General features: G+C 57.8%; 17 protein-coding genes. 8 read left to right on the forward strand and 9 right to left on the reverse strand.

The features are described 5' to 3' along the window. Positions 1 to 46 precede the first annotated feature (46 nt). Complete coding sequence (locus tag AC1Q7H_RS15255; RefSeq protein WP_492381433.1) at positions 47 to 925, forward strand: OST-HTH/LOTUS domain-containing protein; 879 nt, start codon at positions 47 to 49, stop codon at positions 923 to 925. A gap of 254 nt (positions 926 to 1,179) precedes the next feature. Beyond that, complete coding sequence (locus AC1Q7H_RS15260; RefSeq protein WP_492381434.1) at positions 1,180 to 1,782, forward strand: hypothetical protein; 603 nt, start codon at positions 1,180 to 1,182, stop codon at positions 1,780 to 1,782. A 214-nt stretch (positions 1,783 to 1,996) separates the two neighbouring features. On the opposite strand, the gene AC1Q7H_RS15265 is transcribed toward AC1Q7H_RS15260, so the two are convergent. Continuing rightward, complete coding sequence (locus AC1Q7H_RS15265) at positions 1,997 to 2,557, reverse strand: ImmA/IrrE family metallo-endopeptidase (protein WP_492381435.1); 561 nt, start codon at positions 2,555 to 2,557, stop codon at positions 1,997 to 1,999. An 8-nt stretch (positions 2,558 to 2,565) separates the two neighbouring features. Beyond that, positions 2,566 to 2,901 (reverse strand): helix-turn-helix domain-containing protein, encoded by a 336-nt coding sequence (locus tag AC1Q7H_RS15270; protein WP_492381436.1) that lies wholly within the window; start codon positions 2,899 to 2,901, stop codon positions 2,566 to 2,568. A gap of 165 nt (positions 2,902 to 3,066) precedes the next feature. Between AC1Q7H_RS15270 and AC1Q7H_RS15275 the strand changes: the two genes are divergently transcribed. The 4 genes from AC1Q7H_RS15275 to AC1Q7H_RS15290 are packed head-to-tail and all read left to right on the forward strand — an operon-like array spanning position 3,067 to position 5,958. After that, positions 3,067 to 3,387, forward strand: a complete 321-nt coding sequence (locus AC1Q7H_RS15275) for a hypothetical protein (RefSeq protein WP_492381437.1) — start codon at positions 3,067 to 3,069, stop codon at positions 3,385 to 3,387. After that, positions 3,384 to 3,884 carry a hypothetical protein gene (locus AC1Q7H_RS15280; RefSeq protein ID WP_492381438.1) on the forward strand — a complete coding sequence of 167 codons (501 nt, stop codon included), beginning with the start codon at positions 3,384 to 3,386 and terminating at the stop codon, positions 3,882 to 3,884. Before AC1Q7H_RS15275 ends, AC1Q7H_RS15280 begins: the two co-directional genes overlap by 4 nt. A 2-nt stretch (positions 3,885 to 3,886) precedes the next feature. After that, a complete protein-coding gene (locus AC1Q7H_RS15285) occupies positions 3,887 to 4,423 on the forward strand; it encodes a Mov34/MPN/PAD-1 family protein (protein ID WP_492381439.1) in 537 nt (178 codons plus the stop codon). Further along, positions 4,420 to 5,958 (forward strand): ThiF family adenylyltransferase, encoded by a 1,539-nt coding sequence (locus tag AC1Q7H_RS15290; RefSeq protein ID WP_492381440.1) that lies wholly within the window; start codon positions 4,420 to 4,422, stop codon positions 5,956 to 5,958. The genes AC1Q7H_RS15285 and AC1Q7H_RS15290 overlap by 4 nt, the downstream gene beginning before the upstream one ends. Before the next feature lie 120 nt (positions 5,959 to 6,078). On the opposite strand, the gene AC1Q7H_RS15295 is transcribed toward AC1Q7H_RS15290, so the two are convergent. The 7 genes from AC1Q7H_RS15295 to AC1Q7H_RS15325 form a co-directional block, all read right to left on the reverse strand. After that, positions 6,079 to 8,187 carry a hypothetical protein gene (locus tag AC1Q7H_RS15295; protein WP_492381441.1) on the reverse strand — a complete coding sequence of 703 codons (2,109 nt, stop codon included), beginning with the start codon at positions 8,185 to 8,187 and terminating at the stop codon, positions 6,079 to 6,081. Between the two features lie 113 nt (positions 8,188 to 8,300). Further along, a complete protein-coding gene (locus AC1Q7H_RS15300; protein ID WP_492381442.1) occupies positions 8,301 to 9,476 on the reverse strand; it encodes a hypothetical protein in 1,176 nt (391 codons plus the stop codon). A 204-nt stretch (positions 9,477 to 9,680) separates the two neighbouring features. Continuing rightward, positions 9,681 to 12,797 (reverse strand): type I restriction endonuclease subunit R, encoded by a 3,117-nt coding sequence (locus AC1Q7H_RS15305; protein WP_492381443.1) that lies wholly within the window; start codon positions 12,795 to 12,797, stop codon positions 9,681 to 9,683. A 55-nt stretch (positions 12,798 to 12,852) separates the two neighbouring features. Beyond that, on the reverse strand, positions 12,853 to 13,785 hold the full coding sequence (locus AC1Q7H_RS15310; RefSeq protein WP_492381444.1) for a DUF5655 domain-containing protein: 933 nt from the start codon (positions 13,783 to 13,785) through the stop codon (positions 12,853 to 12,855). Beyond that, positions 13,782 to 15,134, reverse strand: a complete 1,353-nt coding sequence (locus AC1Q7H_RS15315) for a restriction endonuclease subunit S (protein WP_492381445.1) — start codon at positions 15,132 to 15,134, stop codon at positions 13,782 to 13,784. The genes AC1Q7H_RS15310 and AC1Q7H_RS15315 overlap by 4 nt, the downstream gene beginning before the upstream one ends. After that, entirely contained in the window at positions 15,131 to 16,972 is a 1,842-nt protein-coding gene (locus AC1Q7H_RS15320) for a type I restriction-modification system subunit M (RefSeq protein ID WP_492381446.1), read from the reverse strand. The genes AC1Q7H_RS15315 and AC1Q7H_RS15320 overlap by 4 nt, the downstream gene beginning before the upstream one ends. A 336-nt stretch (positions 16,973 to 17,308) precedes the next feature. Then, complete coding sequence (locus tag AC1Q7H_RS15325) at positions 17,309 to 18,502, reverse strand: hypothetical protein (RefSeq protein ID WP_492381447.1); 1,194 nt, start codon at positions 18,500 to 18,502, stop codon at positions 17,309 to 17,311. Between the two features lie 491 nt (positions 18,503 to 18,993). Here AC1Q7H_RS15325 and AC1Q7H_RS15330 point away from each other — a divergent pair, with 491 nt between their 5' ends. Together AC1Q7H_RS15330 and AC1Q7H_RS15335 are read left to right on the forward strand one after the other, a co-directional pair. Further along, positions 18,994 to 19,347, forward strand: a complete 354-nt coding sequence (locus tag AC1Q7H_RS15330; protein WP_492381448.1) for a hypothetical protein — start codon at positions 18,994 to 18,996, stop codon at positions 19,345 to 19,347. Positions 19,348 to 19,365: 18 nt separating this feature from the next. Further along, positions 19,366 to 19,683, forward strand: a complete 318-nt coding sequence (locus tag AC1Q7H_RS15335; RefSeq protein WP_492381449.1) for a hypothetical protein — start codon at positions 19,366 to 19,368, stop codon at positions 19,681 to 19,683. Positions 19,684 to 21,106 lie beyond the last annotated feature (1,423 nt).

Raw genomic sequence — 21,106 nt, forward strand, 5'->3', positions numbered from 1 at the left:
AGTCCAACGTCATCGCGCGCCACCTTGGTACGGCTTCAATAATGGTATGGCCTCACTAACATCAGCCAATCCCGATGCCCTGCTCGACTTGCAGCGCACCGTGCAGCGCAAGCTCGGGCGCTGCCTGCTTCGTCTCCAGCAGTACGAAGTCCTCCTCAAGTCGCTCGTCGCCCATCGCGACATTGCAGGGCCACCCGCTCGGTTGCAGGCCATCCGTGACGCACAGGTGGCAAGTGTTCAGAAACAGACCCTGGGTACGCTGGTGGGCATGCTTACCGACAACTATCTGACCCCAAGCCAGGGTGACGATGCCGCTAGCGAAGACGAGTCGGGCGATGGCGGCCTTTGGGTCCGATTCCGTTCTCAGATTGAGTTGGACCCGGAACGCTATGAGTCCATGAAGACGGCGCTAAAGGAACTGGTAGACCTGCGCAATGAGCTAGTCCATCACTTTCTGCAACGATTCAACATCTGGGAAGTAGATGGCTGCACCGCCGCCGACGCTCACCTCGATGCCAGTTTCGAGACCATCGATGGCCATTTCCTCACCCTTCGTGGTTGGGTGCAGTCCATGCAGGAGGTATGGGCGCAGATGGCGTCGTTCACAGCGACCCCGGCCTATAGGGACTTCCTAGCGAATGGTATCCGGCCGGATGGGTCAGTGGATTGGCCAACAAGCAGGGCCGTCTCCTGTCTCCGGGAGGCGGAGTCCAGATTCGCCACAAATGGCTGGACGAAGCTCAATGCCGCCACGGCATGGATACGCGAGCAGCATCCGGACCAGCAGCCGCTACGGTATGGCTGTGGTAGCTGGCGGCAGGTTGTCCACGAATCGCGTCAGTTCGAAATTCGCAAGCAGGTGGACAAGGACAGCGGTTGCAATGAGGTCTGGTATCGCAGTCGGCCGACAGAAACAGCGATATAAGAAGGCAAGAGCTGCGTTCACGAGCCAGCCGTCCGAACAAGTACCAATACGTCGGCAAGAAGGCCGACGGCGACTTGTTCCGGCCTGACCTGCAGCTGTTCGTGAACGGCCTGCCAGCATTTGTCTGGACTTCAGGCATGCAGAAGCTCGCCTGACCTCAAGATTCGCCTGCCGTAGGTCGTTATAGCCGCATTGAAACCATTGGGACGGACGACTACAAGCGCTGTCTCAACTACCTTGTCGGATATATCCTGATGTCGCTCATCTGGTGGGAAAAGACGGTTGAATACGCTTTTATCTTGCAAACTAGAGAGCTGCTGGACTTCGCTGCGCCTGTCGCCGGACGTCACGAGGCCGGCGGCGACGGCATCTTTGCGAGTGATTCGAAGCTGCTGCTCATCGAGTTCAAACGCGACCGCAGTGCATTGTCTTCGGAACGCACAAAGTTTGCGGATTTTGACTCAGCAACAGTTTCACTGAGAAGCCATGATGCTCATCATTTCATTGTGCACGGCCACGAAGTGCCGCGACAACCTGACATGGCAACGGGGTTCGGGCTTGTAGCGCACACTTACTTTTCGAAAAGCCCCGCTGAATCAATTGAACAAATGTTTGCGGCGGGTACCTCGATAGATGATTTCAACTCGTATCTGAACGCGCTGCTGAAGCTAAAGATTGCCGACGGAAGGGGCAGCGGCGCCATCGGCTCAACATCCTATGCCTCTGTGTTCGGTGTGTCCCCGAGGCAAGAGGCAATCGTCGTGTCAATGGAGGAATACCTTGCGCACGAACTGAAGTACGAACACACCATCGACGTACCGCAGAGTGCCCACGAATTCAGCCCACCAGGCATGTGACAAGGCGCAAGCTCTTGATTAAGTAGTCGCGACTGCCCCAATCGCGATGCCTTGGAGCAGGTCGTCGGTCCTGGTGGGTAACCCAATAAGAAATCCCCCGAACAAGCCTGTCGGGGATTTTTTTGTGTCGGCTACTGGCACCCTTGAGTCGCGAAGCCACCCTTCCGTTACACGTAGGACTCCACCGGGGGATACAACGAACAAATGCGAAACGCTAGCGGAACTGGCGGTTCACGCCGGTCATGGACATCCGATATGTCAACATTCGCTGACTAACGCCATACGTGTCAGCGGCCTCTGCCGGTTCGAGTTGCCGCTGCTTTATCGCAACGAGGGCGTCTCGAGGGAGTAAAAGCGTGCCAGCGAGCCAGTCTGCTTCCTCTTCTTGCTCTTTGTCGTAACCCTTAAGAAGCATCAACCCTTCCGAGGAGACGTCCATCTCATGAGGCTGATGGTTCCTGATTCGGTGGGCCAGTTCATGCATGAGGTCGTTCGCTTGCCTCCCCGGAGAGTGGGAGGAGTTCAGGATGACCAACGTCTTGGTGCCTACAACAAGTGTTACGGCGGACCAGCAGCTTGGCGTCGACCCGTCGTTGCGCAACAGGACCTCTAAGTGTTTCTCTGTGAGTCTTGGCACATCGTGAGGCGTCCAAACTCGAATGCCTAGATGGGCTGCAAGCGCTCGCGGCGCTAGAGGCGCTCTCGAACTCAGGCCAAGTTCTTCCCTCACCTCGGCCGAATATCGCTCGGACCAGGCTTTGAATCCTCGCTGCACAGTTGTATCTATACCTCTTCTTCTTGTAGAGCTTTCTGTGCGAGCAGAATCATCTCGCTCAGCGCTTTGGCGCTGTCCTGCCGGATGGCGACTTCCTTCTTGAAGTGAACCTGCGCTCTTGTTCCCGCGCCTTGCACTGGCGCTAGCCCGAGAAATTGCGCTGGGTCGGCTCCCAACCAAGCGCAAATCTTCCCAAAGGTCTCAAGGTCCGGAATCTTCTTGTTCTCGACTCTCGATAGCGTAGCAGGGCTGATTCCAACCTCTCGGGCGGCCTCTCTTACACCTCGTCCGTCTCTCTTCTCAAGTATCCGGTCTGCCAAGGCATCAATATTGACGTGGTCCACGTGCTCCTCTGTCTTACAAATAAAACGGATTGCGTTTGACATGCGAGACGACCCGTGGGAAACTGTCTCTCATGTAAGACGGAGTGTCCCACCGGCTTGCCATGCAGGTCAACAAGCTTCGTGTGGACGTGATTCATTTGACACTTTTAGGACAAAGGAGTTGTGATGACCCAAGAAGCACCTCAGCCCGAAGCTGCCGTCGCAGAAGGCGACAAACCACAGGGGCCGCAAGTTGAGTTTGAGCACATCGCGTCCCTTCAAGAGGTGAAATTTCACGTCAAGTGGGACGACACGCTAGAGCACGCATGGAACCGTGCTTACACGGAGCTTGGGGAAGCGCGGCGCGCAGATGACCGACTTCAAACTGCGGATGGCGTGGATGCTATGCCATACGTGGCCTTCACGTTCCGACAGCTTCAGGACGACAAGGCTGTCAAGACTCGCAAATTTCAAATCGTTGGCCCGACGGGCGGAGCCTCCGCATGATTGCCCCAATGCCAGTTCAGGACATTCACGCCGGGAAAGACGCTTTTGAACGGGACCTGGCCAAGGCTTTAGGCGAGAGGGGGTTGGCTGAACGGGGTTGGGCAAAGCCGGATGACCTGACACTACTCGTCCCGTTATTCGCGAAAGGCCAGCACGGGCAAGTCGATTGGTACCTTTTGCGGCTGTTTTTCGACCACTACCCCAAGGGGCCACCGAGTGCGCAGTTTGTCAATCCGCTAACGCTAGCCTACACCTACCCGCAAGACGTGCAGTGGGTTCCGAAGTGCGAGAGCTCACCGACAATCCACTTCCACCCGAACTACAACAACAGCGGCCAGCTCATCTGTTCCTCAACAACCCTGGAGTTCTATAAGGTCAACCATGATGTCGCTCAGGAAAACATTTGGAACCCAGACCGGATGAATTTCATGAGCACCATCGCCGCCATTAAGAGCGGTCTGGCGCCAACATTCTACAAAGGGCGTTCGACGCAGTGAACATGGATGAAGGTACTTTATCGCGCCCTAAGCCACCAACTCCCTACCGTGCAAGCGGTCGAATCGCCCGTGCCCCCTCAGGCGCGTTGGTTTCAACAATTCAGGCGTTGCAGGGGGCAGGCGATGTCGAAGCTGCGTGCTTCTGGCTGGGGGAGTTCGACGCCCTAGGCAATGGTAGCGTCGCTGCTGTCGTAATCCCGAGGCAAATCAACCGAACTCGAAACTACGAGGTGCCGGGCGACGCCATGCTTGAGGTAGCCGCCGTGGCCCGCCCGCAGAAGTGGACCGTTGTCGCCGCGATTCATTCGCATCCTGGCCATGACGTGGAACACTCGCGCTATGACGACCACATGACCCCGAGCCGGCGCGCGCTATCTATCGTACTCCCTCGGTATGGGCGCTGGTCGGGCCCCTGGGCTAGGCACGTGGGGGTCCATGAATACATTGATAACTACTGGCACCTGCTCCCACAAGACGACGCCGAGCGCCGCGTCGTCTTTTTTGAGCACCTTCCAGTGCGCGTGGTGGACCTTCGATGAACTCTGAAATCGACAAGCTCTCCGACCGGCACTTTCGACCGGACCCTCAAGGCGTATTGGAGGGACGAGAGTCCACTCGGCAGGGGCGGGTGTGTATACGCCTCGACGCTGAGATGGCAGCGTCGGTCGGAGGCCAACACTTGGCATGGATGCTGGTCAACCTCCTCTGTCGCCAATTCGGCGTCGTGGAGAAGATTGTTTTCGACGTCCCATCCTCGTCTCTTCATCGTGCAGTGGCTCCGTTCGGCGCTCGCGACCAACTTGCGGACGCGCTTATCGAGTGCGTCCGCTTGGTCAGCGGAACACACGTGGCTGTTAGTCGCTGGACGCCCCAATGTCAATGTGATGTTTATCTGATTATCGGAAGTGGCCCTGCTGCGCCAGAGTCCGGGAAGTCTTGGCGGCTATACGCTGATGGCTGGCGCTACTACGTCGGTGTGTCAGGCTCACATCCGGCTAAAGCGCCAGCAAGTACCCTATCAATAGGCCCTTATCTAGCCGCGTGCTATGCATCGGCCGAGGTATTCAAGCTCTTCCGTGGCATGAAGCCAGGCAAAGGCGACCACATTGACGAGCTCTTTGGCTCGGCATGGACTATGTCTATAGGAAGCACATGGCACGCTCTCGCTGACGGGCCCCAGCGCAGCTCATTGCCCAGTCTGCCGCACTTCTATTTCGCGGGTGCGGGAGCAGTCGCCCAAGCCGTAGCGCTGTGCATTGGCAGTTCCGAGTTGAAAGGCTCGTGCACTGCAGTCGACCATGACTCACTCGATTTGACGAACGACAACCGCTACGTACTCTCACACAGGAAGCAAGAAGGTGTGTCGAAAGTCGAGATACTGGGGGAATATCTTAAGGCCTGCGGCATTGAATGCCATCAACGAGATTGCTGGTGGGAAGAACATGCTTCTTCTGGAGGACGGATGGCCGCCAATGATGTTGTCGCAGAACACGAACGTCAGTATCGCTACCCACTTGTCTTGTCCTGCGTCGACGAAAATCCGGCGCGTCACGCGTTACAGAATGCCCTGCCCCATGTGATTGTCGGTGGCAGCACTGATGGCCTGACTGCCAAGGTCACCACGTACAACTTGAGGGGACCGCACGCCTGTCTCAAATGCCATAACCCTCTACGGCAGCGCAACGTAATTGTCCACGAACGGCTGGAAGCAGCACGGTCAATGACGCCGGAGCAGAGAGCGTTGTTCTGTGAAGAGCACGCCATCAAAATCGACGAACTTCAGCGTCTGCTCGAGGCGGCAGGATGTGGGCAACTGGCACAAAGTGACCTTGACCGCTTTGCGGCGGCGCAGCCACAGATGTCCGTAGGATTCGTATCCGCTGCAGCCGGCACACTGCTTGCTGCACAGTTCCTCAGGCTTATTGTCGGAGGCGGCGTCGACTTCGCTACAGCGGCAGGCTCGACTGCTGTAGCCTCCTTTGCGCGTCCACACTTGCGGTGGATGACCAGCGGCCCCGATGCGACTTGCGACTGCAGGACGACGCTTCGCCAGCGCTGGCAGAGACTATGGTAATTGTCACCGCGTCCTACCGAATAGAGACCAGCATACGACTGGCGACAGGAGACTGCAGCCGGTCACGCTCAAACCTTTCCCAGCCGGTTAGTGCTAGGTGGAACTCACCGGCTCGTCGATTTAGAACTGCATCGATGTCCCAACTTGTAGGTCAAATAGCACGTGCATAGCAGAGTCCAACTCACTCGTTTCCTGAACGGCGTCAATTACAGTCTGTTTGACATCGGACGCGTGCCCTGCTGTCAACTTCATTCTACCGGTCGCAAGCGCCATGGCGAACTCGAGGGCTGCCTCCCCTTGTGAACGGGCCCGAGTCTGAAATACCTTCCTTAGAAAATCTCTCATATTCCGGCTCAGTTCCTCGTCTGAGGAATAGTCGAGCTCACTGGGAAATGCTGCTCTTAGCAGAGCCGCTTGAATGACGCCATCGTTGTAGCGGGCGAAGTTCTCCGGGTGAAGGACTACCTGCTGAAATGAAACGCCGCTGAGTCGCTGCTCTGACTCAATCTTTGTGTTCTCCCGTGCATTTTGGAGCAAGGCGCACGCTGTGGCGAACACGGCGACAGCGTTATGGGCCCCGGCCTGATACTTCCCATCACGCCAGAATGCGAAATCCTTACGTAGCTCAAGTCGGCTATTGAGGTTCACTCCGGCAGGGAGAAAGAGTTCCTCCGCACTAGGGATATTGAACTCCTGCAACTGGTCAAGGCGCGTCATCAAGCTTTGAGGCAGTTGGTCTTGGTGCGCCAATAACCACCGCGCCTCCACATCAAAGCTCTTTGCGGCTGCCGAGCCAATGCTAAGCTTTCGATAGACCTCTACTTGGATGTTTGCCTTAGTGGCAGAAAACTTCAGATTGCTCGCAAGGGAGATGATTTGCTCGGAAAGCTCTGTGATTTGTGCTCCTATGAGGTAAGTCCGAGCTCCACCCTTATGTGATTCGCGTAAATCTCTGCTAATTGATAAGACTTGTGAGCCTCTACCGACCGCAGCAGCCACGACCAGCAATCCTCTGTCCGAAACAAGCTGCGCAGTGGCCAGGCCCTTGGCTGCAATGGGCTCCATATGCAATCTTGCACCGTGGTCGTTCGCGAGCACCTCCTGACACAAGAGAGCCATCGCACGAGAGGCATCATCGTCTTGGTGCACGATTCCCTGGATTGATACGGGAACCTTTTGCGCAAGGTTTCTGCGCACCCATTCCTGGAATGTCGGGTCCCGAACTAGCTTGTCGCCTTCAATGAATACTGGCCTCAGGCGCGAGGTGCCATCACCCTGGTAGGGCAACAGCGAGCGCGTTAGCGCCTCGCTAAAGTCGCGCACCACCTGCAGGTCGTGGTGAGTCTTGCTAAGCAAGACCTTCTTGATACCAATCCGCTCTGGCAAAAAGCGCTCGCCGACGATTCGGACATCCTTTAGCGGACCGAGTTCTGCTTCATCCTGGATGCCAGGAGGGCGTTCTAGGCGATGAAGAGCATGGTCGCATCCTTCCGCTTGTTCAAACGTCAAGAGCGTAACAACCTCGTCAGGTGTGCACCTTGCCTTCTTCATCCAAGCTCTTTCGAGACTCATGGAGGAGGATGCCGAGATTATGCAGAACGATTCCCCCTCAGTGGGCCGTTCCATTGCCTCCAGTCCACCGTGAGAGTGGAAACTCTCAATACGCGGCAACTCCATTGTCGTTCCGGCACAGAGCATCTCTCTTAAAGCAAACGCTACAGTCGAAATGGCCATCGAATCGACGTAAATCGTCCGCAATGCTCCTCGCAACCGCTCATCACGTTTCGCAATCCTTGGGAGGATACAGTAAGCGAGAAACTGCACGCTCTCGCTGTGCGTCAGCACCTCTTCAGGGCGAATGAAATATCGCAGCCGAGAACCGGATGGCTTCACAAAGGTGAAACCAGTGGGCGCTTCTACCAGAACGTCATCTGGCTTAAATAGCTCCGCTAGCCCCGACGAGTCTATTTCAGTCTTGTACCTACGAAGCATCGCGTTGAAGCGCGGCAGCGGATGCTCTAGATTCTGGATATTCTCCAGCTCACCTGACTTGCCATAGCCGGTGAGATACAGGCTCACTTTCTTCGCTTCGCATCGCGCCCGTACTTGTTGCAGTGGCAGTTGACGGAACAATTTCCTGAAGTTCTCTACTTCTTCCTTGGGAACTTGGACCGCAATAACGTCTGGAATAAGGACGGAAGTAAGAATCCCAGCGATTGCCTCCATCATGGAGTTCTCATCGAGAACTCCAGGAGGCTTGAACAGTACCTGAACAGATGTGCCAGGTGCGGAAGACTCATCAGGAGCAACCCACCTGAACTGGAAGAATCCGAATCCGGCGCTCATGCTATCGACACAGGGATGACAATTGAGAACGAGGCACCAGCAATCTCTTTGAGCCCTTTCGATGAGGGATTCCAATGTTTCGGCTCAAATTCCGCACTGGTGCGTGCGGATGAGAAATCCTGGTAAAGGCTGACCCTGCCGGTGCGGAGTAACAAAAAGGCCTTCAGCTGGCGTAGAACGGCCAGCACCGAGGTCAATCCCGAGCCACCGTCCACCCCATCTTTGGAAGTCTCATGTAGCAGGAAGCACCTCTTCACAATCTCTACTTCCTCGTCGATGCTAAGGCCTTCTAGCGATTCCCTTCGGGAAAAGCGCTTTGCGAGACCAAGTCCTGTGTCGAATACACTAATCTCGATAAAGGGTGTTTGAGCACCAGCATGCAGCTTGCCGTCTTCTCCTGCGAACTTGCGCTTTGCTTGCAACACTCGAGAGACGAAAGCCATCGCGGCGCCAACTCCTGCGGCTGGCCGCCCCGACGTTGTTTCCGGATGCAAGAGCGCAATATGTTTGAACAGTACGCCGCGAACACTCCTCGTGTAGAGCTTTCCATTCGCGTCCGTCATCCCATGTTCGTCCGTATTCTTGAAGAGCTCAAATACCAAATGGCTGATTTGATTTAGATTTTCAGGGCCAATGTGGTGAAGTGCTGTGGGGGATATCGATGAGATTGCGTTGGCCGTCATCGCCGCATATTGACTTCGCCTAAGTAGAGCGCCTCTTTTGGGCTCGGCATACAGCGGTGCGAGAAACTCATTCTTTGCGCGGGCAAAGCAACCAAGGAAAACCCCTCGAGAGCCCATCGTTTCACGATACTGTTCATCCTGCATCGCTAGGATGCGCCGAACGGAGCCTTCAAGGGCTCGCCTTACATCAAGCTCCTGTCCGCCCGGCCCCATTAGCCCTCGAGCGAAATAGAGTGCACATATCCCATGAGGCTCTTGAGCTAGTGAAGCGGTCGCGTCGGTGTCTTCGGCGTTCCCGTAGAGCTTCAGCTCTGCATTCGCGTCGGAGCGAGACCAGGTTGCGAGGAACTGGGCTAACGCGCCGGCGACGCCAAAGGGACCACCGTACTGTAGCTTCGCAGGAATCCGGAGAACGTTTGGCGGTTCTCGGAGGGCTTCGAGCGCTGTCTCAATGCTAGAAACGGAAGCGTTCTGACTGAATGAAATCATCCAAGTATCCTTCCTTACTGCCTGCCTCGAGTCGTCGAGGGGCCGTTGCGCACTGCTCGCGCCAATTGATGGCGTACCGCAGGCGACCATGCAGAGAATGTCTGCAGGTGTGGCCCGCCGTCTTGATTGTCCTCGGGCCGGATACCCTGACTGGCACTTACGTAAATTACTCACATTGGCAAATCGCGTACGCCGGCAAGCATCTTACGTTCGCGCTGCAGCAGCTTGGTTTGCCGGCCGCGCCCTCAGTGCTTCGTAGAGCTGGGCCGGGCCTAGTAGCACTTCCTTCAGCCCTTCACGTATCCGTTCCGAGCCGAGCGCTTGCGTGCTCATCGTATTATGGGCGTCGAGCGCATCCATGATAGCGTTCATAAGTGCATCCTTCAGGTCGGGCGAATTGGCGAACTGTTCCTTGCTGTTGCTCATGGCCTGCTGCACGAGTGTCTCGTTCTCCAGCAGCTTACCCTTGATTACACCATTCACATACACGAGCTGGTCGTCATTGGTTAGTTCACCCTCGAACAGCCCGTTCACTTTCTCGATAATTTCGTCGAGGAAGGCCTTCTGCTTGTCCTGCACGGCTCCGCTGCCGACTGCGTCCATCGGCGGCAGCTTGGGCGCCTCACCGTGGTTCAGGCTAAGCGGCTGGCGCCCGGTGTTCCTCAGGCTGTGGTGAGTCAGCACCACCTTGGAAAGGTCAACGGTATCGCGCTCACGGCCGAACTCCAGCAGCGGGATGAGGCGCTTGTAGAACACGAAGCGCTTTTCGATATCGGTATTGCCGTAGTCGAAAATCTGCGACAGGAACGCGTAGAGGCGCACAAACGCCCCCATGTCGTTCTTGAACAGGACTAGCGCATCCAGCGTGTCCTTGGCAGCTTGAGCAGCTTTGTCGTCGTGCTGGGCTTCGGCGGCGCCCTTGTCCAGCTGCGCGGCCTTATAACGCTTGAGCAAGCGGTCCGCCACCGGGGCGATGGCGGTGCTCAGCTGTGCCTGCGTACCTTTCGGGTCCAGTTCGACCTTGACGACGCGGTCAACCTCGAACTCGTCGTAGTAGCCGATGGCGTCGAGCTTGGCGCGCAGGTCATAGACGTGATGCGGGTCCGTGGTGGCCTCCAGCTCGGCGGTCTCATAGTAGGTCTTGAACGCCTTCAGGATGTCGCCGGCCTCGTTGACGAAATCGAGGATGTAGGTAGTGTCCTTGCCAGGATGAGCGCGGTTTAATCGGGACAAGGTCTGCACGGCCTGGATGCCTCCAAGCATCTTGTCGACATACATACCGCACAGCAGGGGCTGGTCGAAGCCGGTCTGAAATTTGTTGGCAACAAGCAGGAGATGATATTCGGGCTCGACAAAGGCGTCGCGGATGGCGCGCCCCTTGAGGCCGGGGTTCAACTCCTTGCTAGTCTCGGAGACCGGCGCCGGGTAGCTCTCGGGGTCGTCAATTTCGCCGGAGAACGCCACCAGCACGCCCAGCGGATAGTTCTGCTTCTCAATATAGGCGCGAATGGCCTTCTGCCATCGCACGGCTTCCTTGCGGCTAGCCACCACGACCATGGCTTTCGCCTTGCCCTCGAGGAGGGGCTGTACGTTCTCGCGGTAGTGCTCGACGACGATTTGCACCTTCTGCGCGATGTTGTAAGGGTGCAGCCGTACCCACTGCATGATGCCCTTCATCGCGGCGCTGCGTTCGACCTGCGTCTCGTCGTATTCCTGCCCGTCATGGGCCAGCTTGAAGGCGAGCTTGTAGGTCGTGTAGTTCTTCAGCACGTCGAGAATGAAGCCTTCCTCGATGGCTTGACGCATCGAATACACGTGGAAGGGCTGGGGCAGCCCGTCGGGGCCGGGCCGGCCGAATAACTCCAACGTCTTCTGCTTGGGCGTGGCCGTGAAAGCAACGTAGGTCAGACCCTTGGCGCCGGTGCGCGCTTCCATTTGGGCGGCCAATACCACTTCGGTGTCGATTTCGCCGCCATCCTGCAGCTCGGCCCATTCTTCGGCCGACAGCAGCTGCTTGAGTTTGGCCGCTGCCTCGCCGGTCTGCGAGCTGTGGGCTTCGTCTGCGATGACGGCGAAGCGCTTGCCTTCGGTTGCCGCCAGCTCCTGCACCGCCTGCAAGGCGAACGGAAAGGTCTGGATGGTGCAGACGATGATTTTTTTGCCATCCTTGAGCGCCTGGCCCAGTTGTGCGCTCTTGCTGCCGTGCTCGTTGGTGATGGTAGCCACCACGCCTGTCGTGCGCTCGAAATCGAAGATGGCTTCCTGCAGTTGCGCGTCGAGCACCGTGCGGTCCGACACCACTAGCACGCTGTCGAACATCTTCTGGTGTTCGGCGTTGTGCAGGTCGGCGAGGAAGTGTGCCGTCCAGGCAATCGAATTGGTCTTGCCCGAGCCCGCCGAATGCTGAATCAGGTAACGCTGGCCAGGGTCTTGCGCCAGCACATCGGCCACCAGCTTGCGTGTCGCATCGAGCTGGTGATAGCGCGGAAAAATGACGCTTTTCAGCTGCTTCTTGTCGTCGCGCTTGCCAATCAGGTAGCGGTGCAGGATGTCGAGCCAGCTCTCGCGCCTCCACACTTCTTCCCACAGGTAGGCGGTGGCGAAGCCGTCCGGGCTCGGCGCGTTGCCCGCCGCACGGAGATTGCCCCGGTTGAACGGCAGGAAGTGCGTGGCCGGACCTGCCAGGCGCGTGGTCATCATGACCTCGGTCTGGCTCACGGCGAAGTGCACAAGAGCCCCGCCAGGGAAGCTCAGCAGCGGCTCTGCGTGCCCGCCCTTGGGCTGGGGATGCCGGTCGAAGCGGTATTGGTCCACAGCATCTTTAACGCTCTGCGTGAAGTCCGACTTCAGCTCGGCTGTGGCGACCGGGATGCCGTTGACGAATAGGACCAAGTCCAGGGCATCCTGTGGGTGGTTCGGCGAATGCCGCACCTGGCGCACCACGCGCAGCCGGTTGGCGGCGTAGTGCTGTTGGATGAGCGGGTTGATGGCCAGTGCCGGCTTGAACTGCACCAGCGAAAGCGGTTCCCTTAGACCCAGCATTTCTACGCCACGGCGCAGCACGTCAAGCGTACCGCGCTCGTTCAGGCTCTTGCGCACCCGCTCGGCCAGGCGTTCCTCGAGGGCGGGGCCATGGGTCTTAGTCAGGCGCTGCCACGTATCCGGCTGGGTCGCCTCAATCCATGCCAGCAGGTCGGGCAAGAAGAGCGCATTGGCGCGGTCATAATGCGCGGCATCGCCTTCGGCATAGAACCAACCGTTAGCTGCCAGGGACTGGCAGATTTCCGCTTCGAAGTGGTGTTCCTGGTGCAGGTTGCTCATGGTTGACCCGTATGCGTCGATGTTCTTCTTCGATGGGGCAGGCGGGGGCCGCCTCTTAGCCTTCTGCGTAACTGCGCTCTATCAGCGGTTTGGCTCGTTCGAGGTCCGCCAATCTGTGGAGGGTCAATTCGAGGTCACCGGTGCCCCAGTGGCCGACCTGGCTGACATCGCGACTGAAACCTTCCTCAAGCGCAACGGAGGCCGGGTCGAGCCTGAGCGTCATGAGCAGGCGATTCGGATACGCTATCACGCAGGCGAAGTTCTTCAGGCGCCGGAAGGCGGTATAGAGTTTCAGGCGCTTTTCCTGCACGTCGTCGCCAAGCGCAGTCAGGAAGCCGGTCGTTTGCGCGTACAACTCGCGAATGTCGGGCGTAGCAACCGCAAGCTGCTCTTCCAGAGACTTGTCTTTGCCTGCCGGTTTTGGCTTGTCGGGCTCGGTGGGTACTTCGGCTGGCGCCGGCTTGACCACCGTAGCGTCGGGGACGCTCTGGGCGTTCACCAGTTCCAGCAACAGCAGGTCGTCGCCGAACAGCTTGTAGCGAATCAGTTCGATATTGCGCGGAATCTGCTGCACGGCGTGCTGGTCGTAGCGCGTGAAATCGGCGGCGATGCATAGCAGGCGCGTGCCCGCCCACTCGATTTGCTCGGCCACGTCCTTGCCAAGCTTTTCCATTACCAACCAGCGGAACTCCGCCTGATGGTCCAGCAGCCAGTCCAGGTAGAACAGCCCTTGGTTGATGACGTTCTCGTTGCTGTGGCGCTTGTATTCTATGATGACGGGGCAGCCGTTCTCGTCGAGACCCAAGGAATCAATGCGGCCCCTGTGGGTCTTGCCAGTAGGGTATTCGCTGGCGAGGAATCGCACGCCGAGGAAAGTCGGCATGTTTGTCTCAATGAGGCCTTGCAGTTGCTTCTCCAGCTTCGCTGCTTGGCTCGAAAGCTCGTCTGCAGTGCCATCGGACAAGCGGAACAACTGGATGTCGCTCATGCTGCCAGCTCCTGCGGCGCTGCGTCTCGCACATCGATTTTTCCGGTAACGGCGGCAGCAATCAGGGCGTTGCGGCGTTCTTTTAGCAGGTCTATGGCACGCTCGGCTTCGGCTTTGAGGTTATCTAGCTTGCCAATCTCTGCATCGAGATAGGTAGAAATTTCATCCCGCTCACTGTTGGGTGGGACCGGTACTCGAGCGCGCTTGAGTTCGAAAATATTAATACCGCGAACTGCTGCGCCGAGCGACCTTTGCTCGAGCTGAACAAACACCGGTTTCGATTTCATTGCATACAGAAGCCAGCGTGTTTGAATACCTGCTGCAGGGGAAATGCGTGCAACATCTTGCGTGATATTTGCATCTAGCAAGTCGTCAGGCACTACCTCCGCGTCACCAATTGTTCCGCGTATCGAATAAACGATATCCAGTGGGCGGAGTCGTGCCCTCGCATATGGGGCCTCGATTTCAGCCGTTGTGCGATTGAGGAGCTCTGCCCTAAGCCGATGTGGTCGGACGTCTCCTCCTTTTACGATGGGAATGCCACCCTCGACATTTGGTCCTGGCAGAACGATTCCATACATTATGGGGCGGCTCGGATTTGTGAGATGCATGAGCGGCACGACATCCCAGTGTGCCGGCACCTTGCCCAGCCACGCCACGCCGGCATGCTTCATCGGAGCGTCGGGATTCAGTCCCCGCGTGACCGCGTGGGATATGGTCACCTGGCGCTTTTCTGCGAGCATCGTGAGGAGCTTTTCCTGCTCGGAAATCAGCGCGTCAATCTTGCCGGTTTCACGGTCGAGGAAGGCGGCGATGGTGGCTTGCTCGTTGTGTGGCGGTACCGGAAGCCTCATTGATGTCCACGCATCCATCCGCAACGCCATTGTCCCGTGCCCAGCTTCGTCAAGTCTTAGCAGAGACTCATCGGCGCTGCCACGCAATAGCCAAGCGAGGAATTTGCCCTGTAGTTCGTGACGAACTTCAACACCCTTTAGGTCCTGATTGATAGCCATTGGTACAAGTGCTTCAGCCACCGGGAACGTCCGCGCCAGAATCATCCCGCGCACGACGACAAGAACTGTCCCTGCAGGAACAAGGGTCGCGTTACCTGATTCGACTGCATGGTCAGTTATGTGGTCAACCGTGTCGGTAAGCTGTTCCGACTTAAGGTCCTTTGCCGATGCCCAAGGAATGTGGCCGTCCCAGAAGTCACGATTATCCTTGCTGGGAGTCCCGCCGCTTTTTAGGGAAACAAGATACTTGAGCGGTGTCACCCGCCAGTGTGCAGGCACTTCACTCAGCCACGTCGCCCCACTGCTCTTGTATTTCGGATAGCGCGGTAGGCTCATTCGGCCAACTCCTCGAGCATCTTCATGATGTTGGCCGACACAGCTTTCAACTCTTCATCGATAGTGTGCAAGTCGCGCGGCGGCTCAAACACGTAGAAATGCCGGTTGAACGGAATCTCGTACCCGACCTTGCTCTTCTCCTCGTCAACCCAGGCATCGGGTGCATGCGGTAATACTTCCCGCTTGAAGTAAGTGCCAATGTCTTCTGAGAGCGGCACATTCTCGGTATCGCGCAATGCGCTATCCGCCTGCGGTTTGCCCTTCTGCTTGCCTTTGACACCCAGTACCACCTGGCCTTGCTCGTCGCGCACCGGACGTTCCACCGTAATCGTCGTATAGCCGAATTCCTCGTTCCTGAAGATGCGGGAGATGGGCGCAAGCTTGACCTGGCCGCCAACGGGCGCATCAGGCACGTTGGCCGTGGAGGCCACCACATAACGGCCGACTTCCTTGCCGCCAGCATCTAGTACTGTTGCAAGCTCTGCCTCAAGGAAACCTCCAAAGAGCCGAGTTACCATTTCGATATGCTCGTCGCTCATTTCCCTGCGCTTGCTGCCAAGGCTCTTGCGCATCTTCTGCCAGAAACTGGAGGCGTCGATGAGTTGCACCCACCCCTTGCGGTCCTGAGGCTTCTTGTTTGACAAAATCCACACATAGGTGGAGATGCCCGTGTTGTAGAACATGTCGGTCGGCAGACCGACGATTGCTTCCACCAAGTCGTTCTCGAGCACATAGCGACGGATTTCGCTTTCGCCACTGCCAGCACCGCCAGTGAATAGTGGGGAGCCGTTCAGCACGATACCGAAGCGGCTGCCGCCCTCCTGCGCGGGGCGCATCTTCGAAAGCAGGTGCATCAGGAACAGCATCGAGCCGTCGGACACGCGTGGCAGCCCGGGCCCGAAGCGCCCGTCGAAGCCTTTCTGCTCATATTCTTGGCGCACCGCCTTCTCAACCTTCTTCCACTCGACGCCAAACGGGGGGTTCGAGAGCATGTAGTCGAACTTGCGGCCTCCATGGCCATCGTCCGATAGAGTGTTTCCCGCGACGATGTTGGCGACGTCCTGGCCCTTAATGAGCATGTCTGCCTTGCAGATGGCGTAGGACTCGTCGTTGAGCTCCTGGCCGAACATGGTCAGGCGCGCTGCCGGGTTGTGTTCCAGCAGGTATTCGCCGGCCACCGACAGCATGCCCCCCGTGCCTGCCGTCGGGTCATAAATGGTGCGCACTACGGCATTGCGGGGCGTGAGCACATCGTCGTCCTCGATGAACAGCAGGTTCACCATCAGCCGGATGACCTCGCGCGGCGTGAAGTGCTCCCCGGCAGTCTCGTTCGAGATTTCGGCGAACTTGCGAATCAGCTCCTCGAAGACCAGCCCCATTTGAGCGTTGTCCACGGTGGCCGGATGGAGGTCGATATTGGCGAACTTTTCCGTCACCAGATAAAGCAGGTTGGCCTTGGCGAGGCGCTCAATCTGACTGTGGAAATCGAACCGTTCAAAGATATCGCGCGCCGCCGGTGAAAAACCCTGGATGTAGGCATACAGGTTCTGGCGGATGTGGTCCTGGTCCCCCAGCAGCTTGACTAGGTCGAGAGGCGAGGTGTTGTAGAACTTGGCGTCGCCGACGAGGCGCAGCAGGAAAGGCTCCGGATTGAGGCCGGCCTTGGACTTGGCGTCGAATTCGGCCAGCACCGCCGCCTTGGTCGACTCCAGCACGCAGTCCAGGCGGCGGAGCACGGTGAACGGCAGAATGACGCGGCCATATTCGGATTGTTTGTAGTCGCCGCGCAACAGGTCGGCAACGGACCAGATAAAGGACGATAGGGCTTGGTGGTTCATTATTTCTAGGGCGGTGGCTGCGTATTAGGCAGCGGCGTTCCGCTGCCTTGTAATCTGGCCCGTTGCCATCTTTCAGGGCGATTCAGAGAGCAATCGATTCTACCTTGCTGACGGCATAACCGGGGGGCGGCCTCCTCTCCTGGGACCCGCTCTCGCCGGGCTTACATCTTCCAGCAAACGGTGTGCGGTGGCTGCGGCCGAGTTACTTCATCTCGCTATGTGTCGGCATTTGACGAGCGCCTGCTGACAACAAGCGGGGCACTGCGGAGCTTTTTGCACTCGGAGTACTTGAGCCGTCGTCAGTCGACTCCGCATGTCCAGGCTCTGGGCTCAACCTCACCAAAATCCGGGCCGCTTTGGTTCCGGTGCATCGAGAATCGGGTCGGAGACTTGAAGAAGCGGGTCAAGCCAATCGGCCTTTGCGCGCGCCCAGGCCAGCCAGTCGGCATGCTCGGCAGAAACGCCGCCTGCCGCTATGGCCTGCCTTTCCGCCGCATCCGCGTAGTTGCGAAGCCTAGCTGCGCGCTCCCAGTTGGTCGCTTGTGACTCGAGTCGTTTGAAGTTCTCAGCTTCGTCGGCGCGACGCTTCGTCAAGAATTCGTAGCGGGCGACAGCGCGTTGATGAGCTTCCTTCCGACGTGCCTCTTCTAATCCCTTGGCATGTGTCTGCTGCGCCAGCGCCAAGATACCCACAGTGACTTCACTCAGGCGTTGTTCAAGCTTCGTTTTGGGGGTGTCCTTCCACGACTTTGATGGCCAGCGGCCGACCTGAATGGTCAGAATGCCCGTAGGCTTGAAGTCGTGGGTTGGCAGGTGAGGAAAGCTCGCTGAACTGTCCCATCGAGAGCGCTCCCAGTAACGTTTCCGTGCGCGCTCCTCCGCCGGAGTAATCACGTGGGGACTTCTCCTCACGTACTCGGCCAGGGAAAATTCCATCCTCGTACCGGTCTCGAGCCACTTGACCTGTGTCACACCCCGTTCAGTGTCGACTTCAAGCTCGAAGCCTTGCTTGGCAAGGGCCTTTATCAGTGCATTAGCAATGCTGAGGGCCCTGTCGAGCGTATCCTTCGTCGCGGACAAATTAAGGATTTCCTTCGGGGCGGAACGCAGCAAGGTGTTTTTTGGCCAACCAATCCGTTGGTGCAGTCGCTTGGATGCGGCTCGAACAAGGGGATGCGGGGAAGCCATTGCCTCCTCCAGTGGAGGCAATGGCGGTATTCCCTTGCGCAGCCGTGCGACCGTTCTTCTGGCGGATTCTCGGATGGCCACTTGTTCCGGCGGAAGCTTGACTAGGCCCGTTACCACCGCGCTGGTCCCTTTCAGGTCGGGAAGCGGGACTCGCCTCATGACTCTTCCGGCTTTGACTTTCGCCCAATAACCCCGGCTAGGCAAGGGAATCGCCAATGACCGGCAAATCTTGGCGAGCCCAACGTCAGAGAGCCCATAGCGTGTCGCAACAACAGTGACTGGGTCTGTCCACACTTCGTCGTACAGTGTCACGCGGTCAACTGGCTTGGTCGTATCTTCCACTGTTGCCTCCTTGAACTCCTTGGCAGCTTGGGCCGGTCACCTAAGTCCCATTTCTTGAGGAGTGACTGGTGGTGCGCTGGACCTGGATGGAGGTTACCAATGCTGAGCCTGCTCGTGGATAGCCTCACATCTGGCATCCCGCCTTTCGCACGGCCTTGCATCCGCCAACAAACGTTCTACACTCCAGTCACGCGCCATTGCTGGCGCCGCACCGTTGCCGCCACAAGCAGAACTACATCCTGGCAACAACCTCTCCCATCCTTGTTTGCATACGCGCTATCGCACGAAACATCCCGGTAGCCCATTGCGTCGCTCACACCGTCGATAGCAAGACGGTGCAGGCGTGCACGCTCGAACTGCAGATGTATGGCTTTCCTTGAGCTATCGCCAGAGGGACGGCCGAACCCCTACAGCCCGCGAGCGGCTGTCGCTCGCCAGTAGTAGCAAAGCGCACAAAAAAAATGCCATGTCGTCGCGGCAGGGGAGCACTCATGCCAATTTGGTCAGTAGCGACCGTCGACAAACAGCCCGATATCACGCTCCAGCGCTGGAGGGTCTACGAGACCGAGCGCGGGGAACATCATTTCGTCGGCTATTGCATAGAGAACGAGTCGGGTCGTGTCAGTTCAGCTATCGTGTCTTTCGATGCCAAATCCGGAGCGGGTATTACTCGCAGTGGACGGCGCTACGTTCTGTCTGGCGAGCCAGGTCTCGACCAGGATGCCTTGCATGTGTGGAGCTTCTGGTCCCTACGCAATGGCGTTACTGAGACCAAGGACGTCAGCGGCGAGTACTGGGTGCATGCCAATGAAAGAGCAGCTCGTCGGGGCCGCAGTAGCCAATGAGAGTCGCAGGAGGGAGCCATGTCTGTATGGATTTCTACGCCATACGATACGTCTGGCGACGCCGTTCTGAGGGAGTGGCGAGTGCTGCTGACTTACAGTGGCTCCAAGCACTTCGTCGGCGTATGCACGCGTACCGGTCCTTACCGCGTCAGTCCTCCCATCACGTCTTTCAACCCGGATACGCGGACAGGCGTGACCGAGCAGGGTCTGCGCTTTGTCCTGGCAGGTCCTCCAGGTCGTGAGAATGGCCTGTGGCGGCTATTTTGGCAGGTGGCGACATGGGATAACAAAGTCTCGGGCGCCAAAGACATCACAGGCGAGTATGTCGAGAACTAGCGCCGCACTACTGCTATCGTGCAGTCCGCTATCTGCAGCCTTGGTCTGTAGGACGTGAAAGCGCAAACCGAGGGCTTCATCATGCCAAGAGCTATAGCATTGCGAGCCGCTCAGAACAAGGAGAGCTACATCCAAGAATGGCGCGTGCTCGAGACGTACCGCGGCGAGCGGCATTTTGTCGGCATATTCTCCAGCACGGGCAGGTACTGGGCGAGCCCGCCAATCGTTCGATTGGACTTCGCTTCCCGCAAGGGATTCACGAGTGACGGGCGACAGTATTTACTGGTGGGCGAGCCTGGCGGTCCGGCGGAAGCCGAGCACTTCTTCTCGCTATGCGCGGTGTTTGATAGACGTCTCCTGACAACAAGGGACATCACTGCTGAGCTTCTTTCACATCCCCCCAGGACCCAAACTGGGCCTAGACGAGCCGGTCCGTCAGAGTCATTGGAGAGTGTGCGGTCATCGAGAGAAACACAACATCATGCGCTTTCATCGGAGCAGGCTTGAAAGCATGGATGCGACGGCGATTTCAAGATGCGGACCATGCGCTGACCACCATCTCGATAGTCGGCTTGGTGCTCGGAGTCATTGGATTCGCACTCGTGATACTTGGGGTCATACTCCACCAATGCGTCCAGAGGAGTTAGCACCGTTCCCTGAAGCGTTTTGGCCTGATACAACCGCGGAGATGAAGCCGTGGACGTGCACGAGCCGTGCAGGAGGATTGCCTTGCTTCGCATCACAATTGAACTGCGTCCTGGCGGCGGTGAAAGTGGCCGCAGGACGATAGCCTCGGCTGATATCGGTCGCATTCGTGGCGGGCGACTGGGTACGTATGCTGTGATGCTTAGCGAGGAGCCGTTCGGACAAGTCGGAGAGGGGCAGTTCTTGGACTATCCGCGGTATGCCACCAGCATTTGGGACCTTGCCGCCAGGTGCATCGCTGTTGCGATGACTGGGAAGGAAGAACTGCCAAAACGCCCGACTGTGCCACTGGTCCCTATTCATCATTCGGGCTCCCTCGCTTACATCCGCTTGTGTGAGATTCCGGAGCCTGCCCGCTCATTGTTTGAGCGCAATATCCGGAACTCAACTCGTCCTGTGATTGGCGGCGAAGCCGGGTCGGGGGGTGCGCCTATCTTTGGGATTGGGAGGACTTCCTTGATGGCAGACGATGAGTAGCGATTGGAGGCCATGAGGCTGCTCGTTACGCTACGGTTCGCCTGTTTGGTCCGACACAGACACATGTTCGCCCGTCAGCTCCGCCTCACCAGAAGCCAGGCCGCTTCGGGTCCGGTGCATCGAGAATTGGGTCAGAAACTTGAACAAACGGGTCGAGCCAATCAGCCTTCGCCCGTGCCCAAGCCAGCCAGTCGGCATGCTCGGCAGAAACGCCCCCTGCCGCTAGGGTCCGACTTTCCGC

The sequence above is a fragment of the Cupriavidus sp. GW823-FHT06D04 genome, assembly GCF_058795055.1.